This window comes from Streptomyces beigongshangae, from assembly GCF_019710745.1.
In the GTDB taxonomy this organism is placed as follows: Bacteria; Actinomycetota; Actinomycetes; order Streptomycetales; family Streptomycetaceae; genus Streptomyces; species Streptomyces beigongshangae.
Genome location: NZ_JAHKJW010000002.1, coordinates 1 through 13,968, shown reverse-complemented (window position 1 = coordinate 13,968; position 13,968 = coordinate 1). Strand labels below are relative to the sequence as shown.

General features: G+C 72.1%; 13 protein-coding genes. 5 read left to right on the top strand and 8 right to left on the bottom strand.

Going from position 1 to position 13,968, the window contains the following annotated elements; genetic code table 11:
* Positions 1-81: 81 nt before the first annotated feature.
* From KM933_RS01420 to KM933_RS01395, 7 genes are all read right to left on the bottom strand, one after another.
* Entirely contained in the window at positions 82-1,866 is a 1,785-nt protein-coding gene (locus tag KM933_RS01420) for a dipeptide ABC transporter ATP-binding protein (RefSeq protein WP_221347908.1), read from the bottom strand.
* Positions 1,863-2,861: an ABC transporter permease gene (locus KM933_RS01415; protein WP_221347907.1), complete on the bottom strand. Its 999-nt coding sequence runs from the start codon at positions 2,859-2,861 to the stop codon at positions 1,863-1,865. Before KM933_RS01415 ends, KM933_RS01420 begins: the two co-directional genes overlap by 4 nt.
* Positions 2,858-3,952, bottom strand: a complete 1,095-nt coding sequence (locus KM933_RS01410) for an ABC transporter permease (protein ID WP_308013205.1) — start codon at positions 3,950-3,952, stop codon at positions 2,858-2,860. The genes KM933_RS01415 and KM933_RS01410 overlap by 4 nt, the downstream gene beginning before the upstream one ends.
* A gap of 4 nt (positions 3,953-3,956) precedes the next feature.
* Positions 3,957-5,681, bottom strand: coding sequence for an ABC transporter substrate-binding protein (locus KM933_RS01405; protein ID WP_221347906.1), 1,725 nt, complete (start codon positions 5,679-5,681; stop codon positions 3,957-3,959).
* Between the two features lie 182 nt (positions 5,682-5,863).
* Positions 5,864-5,956, bottom strand: coding sequence for an Ms4533A family Cys-rich leader peptide (locus KM933_RS40475; protein WP_347355167.1), 93 nt, complete (start codon positions 5,954-5,956; stop codon positions 5,864-5,866).
* A 66-nt stretch (positions 5,957-6,022) separates the two neighbouring features.
* A complete protein-coding gene (locus tag KM933_RS01400; RefSeq protein ID WP_221347905.1) occupies positions 6,023-7,765 on the bottom strand; it encodes a DUF3152 domain-containing protein in 1,743 nt (580 codons plus the stop codon).
* A gap of 8 nt (positions 7,766-7,773) precedes the next feature.
* On the bottom strand, positions 7,774-8,763 hold the full coding sequence (locus tag KM933_RS01395; protein WP_221347904.1) for an alpha/beta fold hydrolase: 990 nt from the start codon (positions 8,761-8,763) through the stop codon (positions 7,774-7,776).
* Between the two features lie 352 nt (positions 8,764-9,115).
* Between KM933_RS01395 and KM933_RS01390 the strand changes: the two genes are divergently transcribed.
* From KM933_RS01390 to KM933_RS01375, 4 genes are all read left to right on the top strand, one after another.
* A complete protein-coding gene (locus tag KM933_RS01390; RefSeq protein WP_221347903.1) occupies positions 9,116-9,340 on the top strand; it encodes a hypothetical protein in 225 nt (74 codons plus the stop codon).
* A 219-nt stretch (positions 9,341-9,559) separates the two neighbouring features.
* A complete protein-coding gene (locus KM933_RS01385; protein WP_221347902.1) occupies positions 9,560-10,201 on the top strand; it encodes a TetR/AcrR family transcriptional regulator in 642 nt (213 codons plus the stop codon).
* 247 nt (positions 10,202-10,448) lie between these two features.
* Positions 10,449-10,676, top strand: a complete 228-nt coding sequence (locus tag KM933_RS01380) for a DUF3107 domain-containing protein (protein ID WP_055519750.1) — start codon at positions 10,449-10,451, stop codon at positions 10,674-10,676.
* Positions 10,677-10,890: 214 nt separating this feature from the next.
* Positions 10,891-11,163, top strand: a complete 273-nt coding sequence (locus KM933_RS01375; RefSeq protein ID WP_221347901.1) for a hypothetical protein — start codon at positions 10,891-10,893, stop codon at positions 11,161-11,163.
* A gap of 176 nt (positions 11,164-11,339) precedes the next feature.
* Here KM933_RS01375 and KM933_RS01370 read toward each other — a convergent pair whose 3' ends face one another.
* Positions 11,340-12,077 (bottom strand): ferritin-like fold-containing protein, encoded by a 738-nt coding sequence (locus tag KM933_RS01370; RefSeq protein WP_221347900.1) that lies wholly within the window; start codon positions 12,075-12,077, stop codon positions 11,340-11,342.
* Positions 12,078-12,544: 467 nt separating this feature from the next.
* On the opposite strand from KM933_RS01370, the gene KM933_RS01365 reads away from it, so the two are divergent.
* Positions 12,545-13,968: DEAD/DEAH box helicase (locus KM933_RS01365; protein ID WP_430727262.1), on the top strand; the 1,424-nt coding region annotated here is incomplete at its 3' end.

Sequence of the window (13,968 nt, the reverse complement as noted above, 5' to 3'; positions counted from 1 at the left end):
CCACCAGAAGGGGTGAACGGTCGTAACTTTCCCGTGCGGGTCGCGTTCCGTAGCGCTAAGAGCTCCATCGAACACTTTTCGTCACATGGCGGCCGGTTCCCGACGGGCGGCACGACGGGTCGCGCGGCGGGCGGCGGCGACCGCCGGATCCAGCGCGGGGACGGCGGCGAGCAGTTGCCTCGTGTACGGGTCCTGCGGCGCCCCGTACACCTCGTCGGTGGGCCCGTACTCGACGATCCGGCCGCGGCGCATCACCGCGACATGATCACTGACCTGGCGTACCACCGCGAGATCGTGCGCCACGAAGACCAGGGCGAGACCGAGTTCCCGGCGCAGTTCGTCGAGGAGGGCGACCACCTGGGCCTGGGTGGTGACGTCGAGCGCGGAGACCGGCTCGTCGCACACGATGACCCGGGGGTCGGCGGCGAGTGCCCGTGCGATGCCCACGCGCTGGCGCTGGCCGCCGCTGAACTCGTGCGGGTAGCGGTCGTAGTGCGCCCCTTCGAGTCCCACACGCTCCAGCAGTTCCCGTACCCGTCCTCGAATGCGCGCTTCCTCCCCGGTCCGCTCGGGGCTCCGCCCGAACGGGCGGGTCCCGGTGCCGCGCGCCCGCAGGGGGTCGGCGACGGACTCACCCACGGTGCGCCGCGGGTTGAGGGAGGAGACGGGATCCTGGAAGACCATCTGTACGTCGGGGCGCACACCCCCGCCGGGGAGGATCCTCCCCGCCGTCGGTTCCAGCAGCCCGACCAGCATCCGGCCCAGCGTCGTCTTGCCGCTGCCGCTCTCCCCCACGATGCCGAGCGTCTCGCCCCGGCGCACCGTGAGCGACACGTCGTCGACGGCCGCGAACGCGTGCTTCCCGCGCCCGAACTCCCGCCGCAGCCCGACGGCCTCCAGCACGACGTCGGCCGGCACGGAACCCCTTGACACGGAACCGCCCGGTACTGAACCCCCTGGCACGGAACCGGCTGACGTGGCCCCGCCCGCCGGGCCGGGCGCCGGGCCGGGTGCCGAGCCGGGTGCCGGACCGGAGTCCACGCCAGGAGTGACCCCGCGCGGCGCGTCCACGCGCAGGTCGCCGGTCCGCGGCACGTCCACCCGTGGTACCGCGCCCAGCAGTTGGCGGGTGTACGGCTGCGCGGGGCCGCCGAGGACGTCGGCGACGGGGCCCTGTTCGACCATGCGCCCGTGCCGCATGACCAGGATCTCGTCGGCGTTCCCGGCGGCGACGCCCACGTCGTGCGTGACGAGCAGCAGACCCGTTCCGGTCTCCTCGCGCAGCACGTGCAGCAGGTCGAGGATCTGGGCCTGGACGGTCACGTCCAGCGCGGTCGTCGGTTCGTCGGCGATCAGCAGGTCGGGTTCGCAGGCCAGGGCCATGGCGATCAGGGCACGCTGGCGCATCCCCCCGCTGAACTCGTGCGGACGCGAACGGGACCGTCGTCCCGCGTCCTGGATCCCGACCCGGTCCAGTACCCCGACGGCACGCGCGCGTGCGGCGCGCCGGGACACCCGGTTGTGCACGCGGTACACCTCGGCGATCTGGTCGCCGATCGCGTAGTACGGGTCGAGGGACGACAGCGGGTCCTGGAAGACCATCGCGGCCCGCGCGCCGCGCAGCCGCCGCAGTTCGTCGTCCGACGCCCGCTGCACGTCGACCCCGGCCACCTCGACCGAGCCGCCGACCCGCGCGCCCGTGCCGCGGTGCAGCCCGAGCAGGGCCGAGGCGACCGTGGACTTGCCCGAGCCGGACTCGCCGACGAGGGCGAGCGCGGCGCCCTTCGCCAGGCTGAAGGACAGCCCGTCGACGGCCCGCAGCCCGCCGAACCCGACGGAGAGGTCCCTGACCTCGACCAGACTCATGTCAGCACCACCCGTCGGTCGGCCACCGCGTAGAGCACGTCCGCGACGGCGTTGGCGATGACGACGAAGAAACCGATGACCAGGACCGTCCCGACCACCACGGGAAGGTCGACGACATCGACGGCGTGGACCAGTTCCCTTCCGACACCGGGCAGGCCGAAGAGCGTCTCGGTGAGTACCGCGCCCCCGACGGCCGACCCGACGGTGTTGGCGTTCAGCGCGATGACCGGCGCGAACGCCCCCCGCAGCGCGTGCCGCCCGATGACCGAGCGCTCACCGACGCCGTACGCCCGGAAGGTCCGGATGTGGTCCTCGGCCAGTGTCTCCAGCATCGACGCCCTGGTCAGCCGGGCGAACGCGGCGGCCTCGACGAGGGCGAGGGAGAGCCACGGCAGCAGCAGGTTCCAGGCCCACTGCTCGGGGTCGTCGGTGAGGTTCACGTACTGCGGGAAGGGCAGCAGTTCCAGTTCGCCGCAGATGACGATCATCAGGACCAGGCCGATGACGAAGACGGGGGTGGCCACGCCTGCAAGCGTGATGCCGGTCAGCACCCGCTCGGAGAGCCGTCCGCGCCGCCAGGCCGAGAGCACGCCGGTGCCGACTCCGAGGATCAGCCACATCACCATCGCCCCGGACACGAGCGACAGGCTGACCGGGAGTTTCGCCAGGATCAGCTCGGTGACCTGCTGGTCGCTCTGGTAGGACAGCCCCAGGCAGGGCGCCGGGCAGTGCTGCACCGAGGCGCCGGTCGAGTAGTCCTGACCGATGACGAGCCCTTGCAGGAAGTGCCAGTAGCGCGTGTACAGCGGGTCGTCGAGGCGCAGCTGGTCGGCGACCTGCTGCACCTGGACGGGTGAGCAGCGTGGACCGCAGGTGATCTGGGCGACGTTGCCGGGGGTGACGTAGAAGACGACGTAGACGACCACCGAGATGGCGAGCAGCGTGGCCAGCGTTCCGACGGTCCGGCGCAGGGCGAACCCCGGGAAACCGTTCACACCGCACCGCCCCGCTCCGCCCCGCCGGGCCTCTCCGCCCCGCCGGGCCCTTCCGGCTCCGCTCCGCCGGGCCCTTCCGGATCCGTCCCGCCGGACCCCTCCGACGCGGCTTCCCTCCGCCGCCCCGTCCCCACCCGCAGCCGCGACGCCGCGCGCGGGTCGAGCGCCGTACGGACCCCGTCGCCGAGGACCGTCAGCGCCAGCACGGTCACGAAGAGGGCGCCCGCCGGCAGCAGCAGGTACTGCGGCGCCGCCTGGTACCAGACATCGGCGGCGGTGAGCATCTGCCCCCACGACGGTGTCGGTGGTTTCACGCCGACGCCGAGGAAGGACAGGGCCGCCTCGACCGTGATGTTCTGCGGGACGAGGATCGCCGCGTACGTGATGACCGGCGCGGCGAGCCCCGGCAGCAGTTCGCGGCGGGCGATCCGCCAGCCGCCCCAGCCGCTGAGCCGCGCGGCGGCGACGTGGTCCAGCCCTTTCAGGGTGAGCGTCTGCGCACGCACGATCTTCGCGATGTTGCCCCAGGCGATCAGGCCGATGACAAGGGCGACCAGCACGGGCCGCGGGAAACTCGACGGCACGATCGCGAGCAGCGCCAGTGACATGATCATCAGCGGCATGGCGACGATGACGTCGGTGAACCGGCTCAGCAACTGGTCGGCCCAGTGGGTCCCGAGCGCGGCGGCGACACCCACGGCCACACCGATGACGATCTGCACGACGGTCGCGGCCAGCGCGACGCCGAGCGAGACCCGGGCCCCGTACACCAGTCGCGCGAACAGGTCCCGCCCGGTCTGCGGTTCGACGCCGAGCCAGTGCTCGCCGCCGGCGCCGCCGAACGGCCCGACGGGCACACCGCCGCGCGCGGAGTCCACGAGATCCGGGTGGTACGTGGTCGGGTCCTGGCCCTCGACCGCGGTGAGCAGCGGAGCGGCGAGCGCGACCAGGACGAGAGCCGCGACGGCGCCCGCCGCGACGAGGGCGGCCCGCTGCGCACGCAGCCGCCGCCAGAACTGACGGGCCCCCGAGGCCCCCGGCACGGACAGGTCCGCACCGGGGGCCCGGGAGGCGATGAGTACGTCGCTCACGGTTCTACTTCACCGCGACCTGCGAGATGTCCAGCACCCCGGTCCAGTCGCTGATCACGATGTTCTTGACATCCTTGCCGTAGAGCCGCTTGTAGACCGGGTGGAAGAGCGGCACGGTCAGCGCCCGCTCCCCGATCTTCTTGTCGAGCGCGCCCCAGCGCGTGGCGGCCTCGTCGAGGTCGGTCAGCTTGTTGATCGCGTCGATCTCCGCGTTGACCGACTTGTCGTCGAGGAAGCCGGTGTTGAAGTTGGCGCCGTCCTCCACGATCTGCCGGCCGTCGAAGATCGGGGCCAGGAAGGGGCCGCCCGAGGGCCAGTCGGCACCCCAGTGCGCGAGGAAGAAGCCGGGCTCGGTCTTCGCGTCGTGGATCCTGTCCTTGTAGTCGTTGTCCTCCAGGCCCTGGAGCTTGACGGTGATGCCCGCCTTCTTCAGGGCGTCCTGGATCGCGGTGGCGATCTCGGGGCTGGTCTCGAAGTCCTTGGCGTTGGAGTGGGTGAGCGTCACGGTGAGCCCGTTCGCGTGCCCCGCCTCCTTCAGCAGTTCCCCGGCCTTGGCCGGGTTGCCGGACCTGCCCGCCGGGAAGTGGTCGTAGGGCGTGTGACCGAAGGACTTCTGGTTCGGCAGGTACGTCGTCGCGGCCTCGGCCAGGGAGGATCCGCCCGCCGCGTTGACGACGGAGCTGCGGTCGACGGCGTACGAGATCGCCTGGCGCACCTTCGGGTCGTCGAACGGCTTCACCTTCGGGTTGAAGGCGATGTAGTTGGTGTAGCCGAAGTGCCCGGTGCCCACCCGCGCGGCGAGTTCCTCGTCACCGCTGACCTTGGCGAGTTCGGCCGGTCCGAGGTTCGTGTCGGTGGTGACGGCGGCGGCGTCCGCGCCCTGCGAGGACGACAGCCGCTGGTTGATGACGGAGGAGTCGAGCCCGGACCGTACGTCGATCCTGTCGGGGTATGCCTTGCGCTCGGCGTCCGTCGACGCGGACCAGTGCGTGTTGCGCGCCAGGACCAGCCGTTCGCCGTCGTTCTCGTTCGAGACGACCTTGTACGGGCCGGACGAGACCGGGTGCTCCTCGTACTTCGTGCCGGTGTCCTTCGCCTTCGGGACGGGGGCGAACTGCGTCTGCGTGGCGAGGTACGGGAACTCGCCCTCGGGCTTGTTCAGGCGGAACACGATGGTCCGCTCGTCGGGTGTCCCGATCGAGTCGAGGCCCTTCTCGTCCTTGTAGGGCCCCTGGTAGTCGGCCCCGCCGATCAGCCAGTCCCGCAGGTACGGGGCGCCGCCGGAGAGTTCGGCGGCGAAGGACCGCTCGATGCCGTACTTGATGTCGGCCGAGGTGATCGCGGAGCCGTCCTCGTACTTGAGACCCTCTTTCAGGGTGTACGTCCACACGGTCGCGTTCTCGCTGGGCCTGCCGGTGTCGGTGGCGAGGTCCGGCACGACCTCGGCGCCCTTCGCCCCGTCCTCCCGGTTGCGCGTGGTGAGCGTACGGAAGACGAGGGAGGGGACGTTGCCACCGCCGGAGGTGTAGAGCCGGGCGGGGTCGAAGTCCTGCTGCGGGTCGGAGTTCAGGACCGTGAGGGTGCCGCCCTTGGCCGGCTTTGCGGACGCGCCGCCGGACGCGGTCCTGGCATCGTTGTCCTCGGGCCCGCAGGCGACTGCACCCGCTGCCACGGCGAGGCTGACGGATACGGCGGCCAGACGGCGCGCTGTGACGGACGATCGGCGCATGGGAGGAAACCCCTCGGAAGGATTCGGCGAACACCGCGCGGAGAACGAGCACACGACGCGGCGCGTGGGAGAGATCGCGGAAAACGCCCCGAGGGCACGAGAGCACGCCGGAAAACACCCGGCACCGTGGGACCGGTACCGGTGGAGAACGGGGAAAAGCCGACGCGCGCCGGGGGCGGAGGTCAGCGACAGTGGATGTCGGCCACGCAGAGCGCGGTCACACCGAGGAGCGCCAGCTCAAGGGCGGCGCAGACGGAGGTGTGACGAGGCGACATGCGAGAAAATATGAACGAACTTTCCCCGGCTGTCAATGTGGGATGCGCACCCCCGGCCGCCCCCGCTCACTTTCCGGGGAAGGGCCAGGGGTTGGGACGGCACTTGATCCCGTCGTGGTCCAGGAACTTGGTCTGCTGCTGCATCACGGGGGCCAGTCCTCCGTCGACGCTGCAGGTCACATGGCCGTAGCCGAGCCGGTGGCCCACCTCGTGGTTGATCAGCATCTGCCGGTACGCGTACATCTCGTCCCCGTAGGTCTTCGAGCCCTGCGCCCAGCGGTACGCGTTGATCATCACGCGGTCGGTGGCGGCCGAGTCGCAGGAGACGTTGTCCTGGGTCGTGTCGAGGCCCGACTTGGCACACCAGAACGCGGTGGTGCCGGGGCTGGCCAGCGTGATGACGAAGTCGGGCTTCCCGGAGGAGATCCGCTCGAAGGTGCGGCCGCCGCCGTGGGCCCAGCTGCGCTTGTCGTTCAGCGTTCTCTGCACGGCCTGCGCGAAAAGCCCGCCGTCGAGGCCGAGGTCCTTCTCGACGTCGACGCGGTAGGTGTACTTCTGCCCGGCTCCCGGCGCCTTGTCGAGGCCGGGAATCGCGTCGAACTTCCCGCCGCCCTCCAGGTCGGCCGCCAAGGGGTACTTCGCCGCCATCCGCTGTGCGTACGACAGCGTCGCCACGTCCGGCTTCGTGGAAGGGGCGGGGCGCTTGTCGGTGCGTGACGCGTAGTCCTCGGTGGTGCGGCCGGCGCCACCGGCGGCTTCCGGACGCGCGGTGTTCCCCTTGTTCCCGTCGGCCACCTGGCCCGCCACGACCACGGCCAGCACGGTGGTGACGGCGGCGGCCGCGATGCCGGTGAAGGTCCGGCCCTTGCCGCCCTCGTTCTTCTCCGTTTTCTCCGCCTTCCCTGGCGTCCCGGGTTCCCGGGGCGGAGCCCCGTGCCCGACCTCGTCGTCCCGGTCGGTCACGGGGGCGACGGGGTCGGCGCGGCGGGCCGCCGTCGCAGCAGGGTGGGACGGGAAGACGTCCCTGGCCCGGCCGGAGGCTTCCCCGTCCCGCCCGGAGGCGTCGCCCCGGTCGAAGGCGTCGACGTAGGCCTGGCGGGGGCCGGTCGTACCCGCACCGGGCGGCGCGTACCGCTGCCCGGGGATCGGGAGCCCCGGGCGGCCCCGGGGCGCAGCGCGGCCCGGCCCCGACGGGGTCCCGGGAGGCGGTCCTTGCGGCGCCGTCCGCGGCGTCCCGCGCGCGGCGCCCGCGTTCGTCCCGCTCCAGCCGCCGCCGGCCTCCTGCTGCTCGGGGTGCCCACCGCGGACACGGGGCGCACCCTGGGCCGGGGTGCCGTCTGACAACCGCGGGAAACCGTGCGCCGGGGTGCCGTCCGGCAGCCGGGGGAAACCCTGTGCCTGCGTGCCGTCCGGCAGGCGCGGGAACCCGTGTGCGGGCGTGCCGCCGTCCGCGGGCCGGGGCGCTCCTCCGGCCTGCGCCGCGCCGGACCGCCGGGCCGGGTACGGCTCCGCGTACCGGTCCGTGCGCTGGTCCGAGTGCTCGGCAGCCCCACTGCCACGCCCGGGGGCCCCGCCCGCGGCCGGCCGGCCGCCGGGACGCCGCAGCCCCTGCCCTGCCTGTCCTGCCTGCTCCGTCTGTCCTGCCTGCCCGCCGGGTCCCTGCGGGGCCCATCCCTCGGGCAGCCGGGGCACCCGCCGGGCTCCCGCTCCCGTCCCTGTCGTCCCCGTCTCCGGCCGGGCGGCCGGAACCGCGGGCGCGTCGGCGGTGCCGCCCCTGGGGGCGGGCCCGCGACGGCTGTGACGTCCCACGTCCCGCTTCAGCTCCTTGCGCCGGTAGCGCCGGTGTCGGTCAACTCGCCTGTGTCCGCGAGGAGTTCGCGGAAGGCCGTGGCCAGGATCTCCGGGTACTCCATCATCACCACATGGCCCGCATCAGGCAACGTCAGCAACCGGGACTCCCTGAAAGCACGCGCCGCGCGCTGAGCCATACGGTACGAGACGAGCTGGTCGCGACCCCCGTAGACGAGGAGTGTAGGCGCGAGCACCCGCTCGGCCTGACGCCACAGTCCGTGCTGGCCGCCCAGCGTGTACGCGTCCACGATGCCGCGCGCCGAGCGCGCCATGGCGTCCCAGAAATACGGAAGGGCGAGCCGCCGCTCCATCTCCTCGACCGCGTTGCGGAACCCCTCGGGCGTCACCATGCCGGGGTCGCCGTAGCAGAGCGCCGTGACGCCCCGTACGCGCTGCTCGGCCGTCCAGCCCTTGGTGAACCTGGTGAACAGGGCCGCCACGCCCGGCAGGGCGAGCAGCGCCGTCGGCACCGCGCTGCGCTGCGGCCGGAGCTCCGGGAGCGCCGGCGACACCAGTGTGAGCGTACGGACCAGGTCGGGCCGTACGGCGGCCACGCGCGTCGTCACGGCGCCGCCCAGCGAGTTCCCGAAGAGGTGCACGGGTCCGCGCCCGGCCGCGTCGAGATGGCGGATCACCGCGCGCGCGTGCCCGGTCACCGAGTAGTTGCCGTCGTCCGGCGGCGGGGAGTCGCCGAAGCCCGGCAGGTCGACGGCCTCGCCGTCCACGAGGCCGTCCAGGAGCGGCATGAGCGCCGACCAGTTCTGCGAGGAGCCGCCCAGCCCGTGCACGTACAGCGCGGGCGGCAGCCCCTCCCGGGCCGGCGGCCTCGAACGGACCGTCAGCGTGAGCCCGGGGAGCTCCACCCTGCGCAGTCGTTCCCCCTCCGCCACTCTGACGGAACTGACCTTCGGCGTGACGGAAGTGGCCAGCACTGATGGCAGTTCGGTCGAAGACATGCGGCAATGTTACGAGACGATCACGCGGTGGATCGTGTGTTCGCTGTCACAGGAGTCGTCCAAGACCCGTCCGCACCAGGGCCGATGAGATCCCGGAGCAGTGCCGCGGCACCTCCGGCGACATCTCCGGCGGCATCCCCGACTGCACCTCCGGCGGCACCTCCGGGCGTCGTGGCGCCGCCATGGGCCCGCCCCGGGACGCCGCCGCGGAACGGCGTCCGCGCCCGGCCCGGCCCGGGCATGTCGCGGCGTGATCGCGTAGCGGCCCCGCGCCGGTCCTCATACGCTTCGGGAACGTGGGCACTCGTACGCAGGCAAGAGCGCGCACTCGCACCGCTCGGGAAGAGGACACATGACTGTCGACCACACCGACCCCGAGACCTTTGAGGACACGGAGGACACGGACGGGAAGGAGATCGCCGTGGAGGCCCCCGAGGCCGACGCCGCCGAGCAGCAGAAGGATCTCGCGCCCCGCCGGGACGACCCGCTGACCGGTGCGGACCCGGGCAGCGCCAGCGAGGCGGACCTGGCCGAACAGGCGAGGATCGTGGAACTCGACGAGGACGACTATCGGTGAACCGGATCCGGAGCGGCCGTCGGTCACCGTCCGTACGGCCGCTCCCGGGCACGCAGCGGGAACACCACCGACCCGCCATGCCCCCGTATGGCGCGGTCTGCGCGGTTTCCCCGGCGTCCGGTCCATGAAATTCTCCGCTCGCACCGCGCACACCACGGTTACCGAAAAGTACGATGGCGGCGCGGCGCTCACCGCACGTGGACGATTTTGGGAGGCGGCGTGACAGCCATCGAGCAGACAGAGGCGGCACGCCCGCGGGGCACACGCCTGCCGCGCCGTGCCCGACGCAACCAGCTCCTCGGCGCCGCCCAGGAAGTGTTCGTTGCGCAGGGATACCACTCGGCCGCGATGGACGACATCGCCGAACGCGCGGGCGTCAGCAAACCGGTGCTCTACCAGCACTTCCCCGGCAAGCTCGACCTCTACCTGGCCCTGCTGGACCAGCACTGCGAGTCGCTGCTGCTGGCCGTACGGGCGGCGCTGGCGTCCACCACGGACAACAGCCTGCGCGTACGGGCCACCATGGACGCGTACTTCGCGTACGTGGAGGACGACGGCGGCGCCTTCCGTCTGGTCTTCGAGTCGGACCTGACGAACGAGCCCGCGGTGCGCGAGCGGGTCGACAAGGTCACGTTCGAGTGCGCGGAGGCGATCTGCGAGGTCATCGCGGAGGACACCGGTCTGTCGAAGGCCGAGTCGATGCTGCTCGCCTCGGGCCTGGGCGGACTCGCCCAGGTGGTGGCCCGTTCCTGGCTGCACAGCGACCGCAGTGTGCCGCGCGACCAGGCGGTGCAGCTGCTGACCTCGCTGGCGTGGCGGGGCATCGCGGGTTTCCCCCTGCACGGCACCGAGCCGCACTGACGGTCCCCTCCACGACCGGCCCTCTTCACGACCGGTCCCCTCCACGACCGGACCGCTCCAGCGAACAGTCCGTTCCCGTGAGCGGTCCGTTCCCGTGGACGGTCCGCCCTTGTGAGGTGTTTGTTCCCGCGAGGTGTTCGCTCCTGGCGTTCTCCGGCGGAGCGTGTACGTCCCCTCACCGGGCTAATGTGTGCTGCGTACGGCGCGGACGAACGCGCACAGCAGTGACCGTCGGAGGGACATAGCCGTGGAGGTCAAGATCGGCGTGCAGCACGCGCCCCGCGAGATCGTTCTGGAGAGCGGTCAGACCCCGGAAGAGGTCGAGCGCGCGGTGTCCGAGGCGCTGGCAGGCAAGTCGCAGCTGCTCAGCCTCGTGGACGACCACGGCCGCAAGGTCCTGGTCCCGGCGGACCGCCTCGCGTACGTGGAGCTCGGCGAGCCGACGGCCCGCAAGGTGGGCTTCAGCGCGCTGTAGGGCACAGGGGAGAGGGGCCCGGCGGCCGTCGGCCGCCGGGCCCCTCTCCCCTGTCCGCTCCCGCTGTCCGCGCGCGTACGCCGTCCGGGTGTCCGGGGCCCCGCAGCTCACGGACGGAGCACAACCCCTCCCCGCGAGAGGGTTGCATTCCGCAGGTCACGGGTATGACGGGCTACGACCGAAGTGCACACAGCCGTGCGGGAGGGACCATCTCATGTTCTTGGAAGCGCTCGGCTCCGCCATCCTCGGTCTGGCCCTGGCCTGGGCGGTGGCGTACCGCCTGCCCCACCGTCTGCCGGTGCGCAGCCTCGTCCTCTCGACCGGCGTGGCGGGCGGCCTCTTCGGCGCCTTCCTGACCCACACCGCGCTGGGCTCCGCCGGCTTCCTGACGGTGATGCTCGGCGCGACCGCGGTGGCGGCGGCCTCGGTCTCCCTGCTGCTGCGCCCCGCGGGAAGACTCCGCCGCCACCACTCGGCGACGGTCTGAGACCCGACGGCGAAGGCGCGCCGCGAACGGCGTGCGGAACAGCGGGACAAGGGGCGCGGGGAACCACGCGGTCAGCCGCCGGACTCCGGCCCTCGGCCCTCACCTCCCGCGGACGACCACCCCGCCCCGCGGAGGAACACCGTCCGGACGAACACCGTCCGGGCCCAGGAGGGGGCTTACGCGGCCAGTCCCAGCGCGGCCATCCGCTTCGTGTGCGCCTCCGTGATCCGCGAGAACATCCGTCCGACCTCCGCGAGGTCGAACCCGTCGGCGACCCCGCCGACGAGCATCGTCGACAGCGCGTCCCGGTCGGCGACCACCCGCTGCGACTGCGACAGCGCCTCCCCCATCAACCGCCGCGCCCAGAGCGCGAGCCGTCCCCCCACGCGCGGATCCGCGTCGATCGCGGCCCGCACCTTCTCGACGGCGAACGACGCGTGCCCCGTGTCGTCGAGGACGCCCAGCACGAGCTTGCGCGTGTCCGCGTCGAGCCGCGCCGCGACCTCCCGGTAGAAGTCACTGGCGATCGAGTCGCCGACGTACGCCTTGACGAGACCCTCCAGCCAGTCGGACGGCGCCGTCTGCCGGTGGAACCCGTCGAGCGCGGCGACGAACGGCTCCATCGCCTGCGTCGGCTCCGCCCCGATCTCGGTCAGCCGGGCCCTGAGCCGCTCGAAGTGGTGGAACTCCGCCGAGGCCATCTTCGCGAGCTCCGCCTTGTCCCCGAGCGTCGGCGCCAGCTTGGCATCCTCCGCGAGGCGCTCGAACGCCGCCAGCTCCCCGTACGCGAGCGCTCCGAGCAGATCCACCACCGCCGCGCGGTACTGGGGGTCCGCGGATGCCCTGGCCCAGTCCTGGGCGGCGACTCCGGTGGGTTCGGGGGATGCGTCGGAAGCGGTGTCAGGCGTCGTCATGAAGCGCACAATAGCCCGCTCACCGCACGGCGTAAGGCCCTGGTCAATCAGTGTGATGACGACTACGTGACCAGATCGGCCATCACATATGCGCGGATCCGGGGTATGGTGGTAATGCGCTCGTTGAGTTGATCGTTGAGTCGATCTACGCAACCCGACGGGCGGTACGAATGAGGATGCCCGGTCGGTGGCCCGATCGGCTCCGACCCGACAGCCCTCCTCGCCCGTGCACCACAGTGTGTACGGCATCGGGAGGGACCCTCAGCGGTACGAACGCTCGAGCGTCGGCAGTGGTCCCATGCCACCCGGCCCGCTTCTCAGGAGCGGTCGTCGTCCCCGGCACGGTCCCCGACACGACCCCCGCGCTCGCCTCGCACCGCGTACACAGAAGAGGCAGCACCCTGACTACTTTCCGAGACCTCGGGATCCTTCCCGAGACCGCCGAAGCCCTCGAAGCCGTGGGCATCATGAGCCCCTTCCCCATCCAGGAGATGACGCTCCCCGTCGCCCTCGCGGGCAACGACGTCATCGGCCAGGCCAAGACCGGCACCGGCAAGACGCTGGGCTTCGGCCTCCCGCTCCTGGAGCGCGTGACCGTCCCGGCGGACGTCGAGGCCGGCCGGGCGCAGCCCGAGCAGCTCACCGACGCCCCGCAGGCCCTCGTCGTCGTCCCGACGCGCGAGCTGTGCACCCAGGTCACCAACGACCTGCTGACCGCGGGCAAGGTCCGTAACGTCCGCGTTCTCGCCATCTACGGCGGCCGGGCGTACGAGCCGCAGGTGGAGGCCCTCAAGAAGGGCATCGACGTCGTCGTCGGCACCCCGGGCCGCCTGCTGGACCTCGCGGGCCAGAAGAAGCTGAACCTGAAGCACGTGCGCGCCCTCGTCCTCGACGAGGCCGACGAGATGCTCGACCTGGGCTTCCTGCCCGACGTCGAGAAGATCATGAACATGCTGCCGGTCCGCCGTCAGACGATGCTGTTCTCGGCGACCATGCCGGGCGCGGTGATCGGCCTCGCGCGCCGCTACATGTCGCAGCCCACGCACATCCGCGCCTCCGAGCCGGACGACGTCGGCGCGACGGTCGCGAACACCAAGCAGCACATCTACCGCGCGCACAACATGGACAAGCCCGAACTGGTCTCGCGGATACTGCAGGCCGAGGGCCGCGGTCTCGCGATGGTCTTCTGCCGCACGAAGCGGACGGCGGCGGACCTCGCCGACCAGCTCCAGCAGCGCGGGTTCGCCTCCGGCGCGGTCCACGGCGACCTCGGCCAGGGCGCCCGCGAGCAGGCACTGCGCGCGTTCCGCAACGGCAAGGTGGACGTGCTCGTCTGCACCGACGTGGCCGCGCGCGGCATCGACGTCGAGGGTGTCACGCACGTCATCAACTACCAGTCCCCCGAGGACGAGAAGACGTACCTGCACCGCATCGGCCGTACGGGCCGCGCGGGCGCCAAGGGCATCGCGATCACCCTCGTCGACTGGGACGACATCCCGCGCTGGCAGCTCATCAACAAGGCGCTGAACCTCGGCTTCAACGACCCGCCGGAGACGTACTCCACGTCCCCGCACCTCTTCGAGGAGCTGAACATCCCGGCGGGCACCAAGGGTGTCCTGCCGCGTTCCGAGCGCACCCGCGCCGGCCTCTCGGCGGAGGTCGTCGAGGACCTCGGCGAGACCGGCGGGCGTGGTGCCCGCGGCGGTCGCGGTGGCCGTCCCTCGGGTCCGGCCCCGGCCGCCGAGCGCGACCGTGACCGCGACCGCGAGCGTCCGGCGCGCACGCCGCGCCGCCGCCGTCGTACGCGCAACGGCGCGGTGCTCGACGCCGCGGAGCCGCAGACCCCGGTCCAGCCCGCGGCGCAGCCCGCGTCCCCGTCGGAGGCGACCGC

What these genes read in the sequence shown, in the direction of transcription:
- KM933_RS01420 (WP_221347908.1), bottom strand. Translation starts at nt 1,866, where the DNA reads ATGAGTCTGGTCGAGGTCAGGGACCTCTCCGTCGGGTTCGGCGGGCTG.
- KM933_RS01405 (WP_221347906.1), bottom strand. Translation starts at nt 5,681, where the DNA reads ATGCGCCGATCGTCCGTCACAGCGCGCCGTCTGGCCGCCGTATCCGTC.
- KM933_RS40475 (WP_347355167.1), bottom strand. Translation starts at nt 5,956, where the DNA reads ATGTCGCCTCGTCACACCTCCGTCTGCGCCGCCCTTGAGCTGGCGCTC.
- KM933_RS01395 (WP_221347904.1), bottom strand. Translation starts at nt 8,763, where the DNA reads ATGTCTTCGACCGAACTGCCATCAGTGCTGGCCACTTCCGTCACGCCG.
- KM933_RS01390 (WP_221347903.1), top strand. Translation starts at nt 9,116, where the DNA reads ATGACTGTCGACCACACCGACCCCGAGACCTTTGAGGACACGGAGGAC.
- KM933_RS01375 (WP_221347901.1), top strand. Translation starts at nt 10,891, where the DNA reads ATGTTCTTGGAAGCGCTCGGCTCCGCCATCCTCGGTCTGGCCCTGGCC.
- KM933_RS01370 (WP_221347900.1), bottom strand. Translation starts at nt 12,077, where the DNA reads ATGACGACGCCTGACACCGCTTCCGACGCATCCCCCGAACCCACCGGA.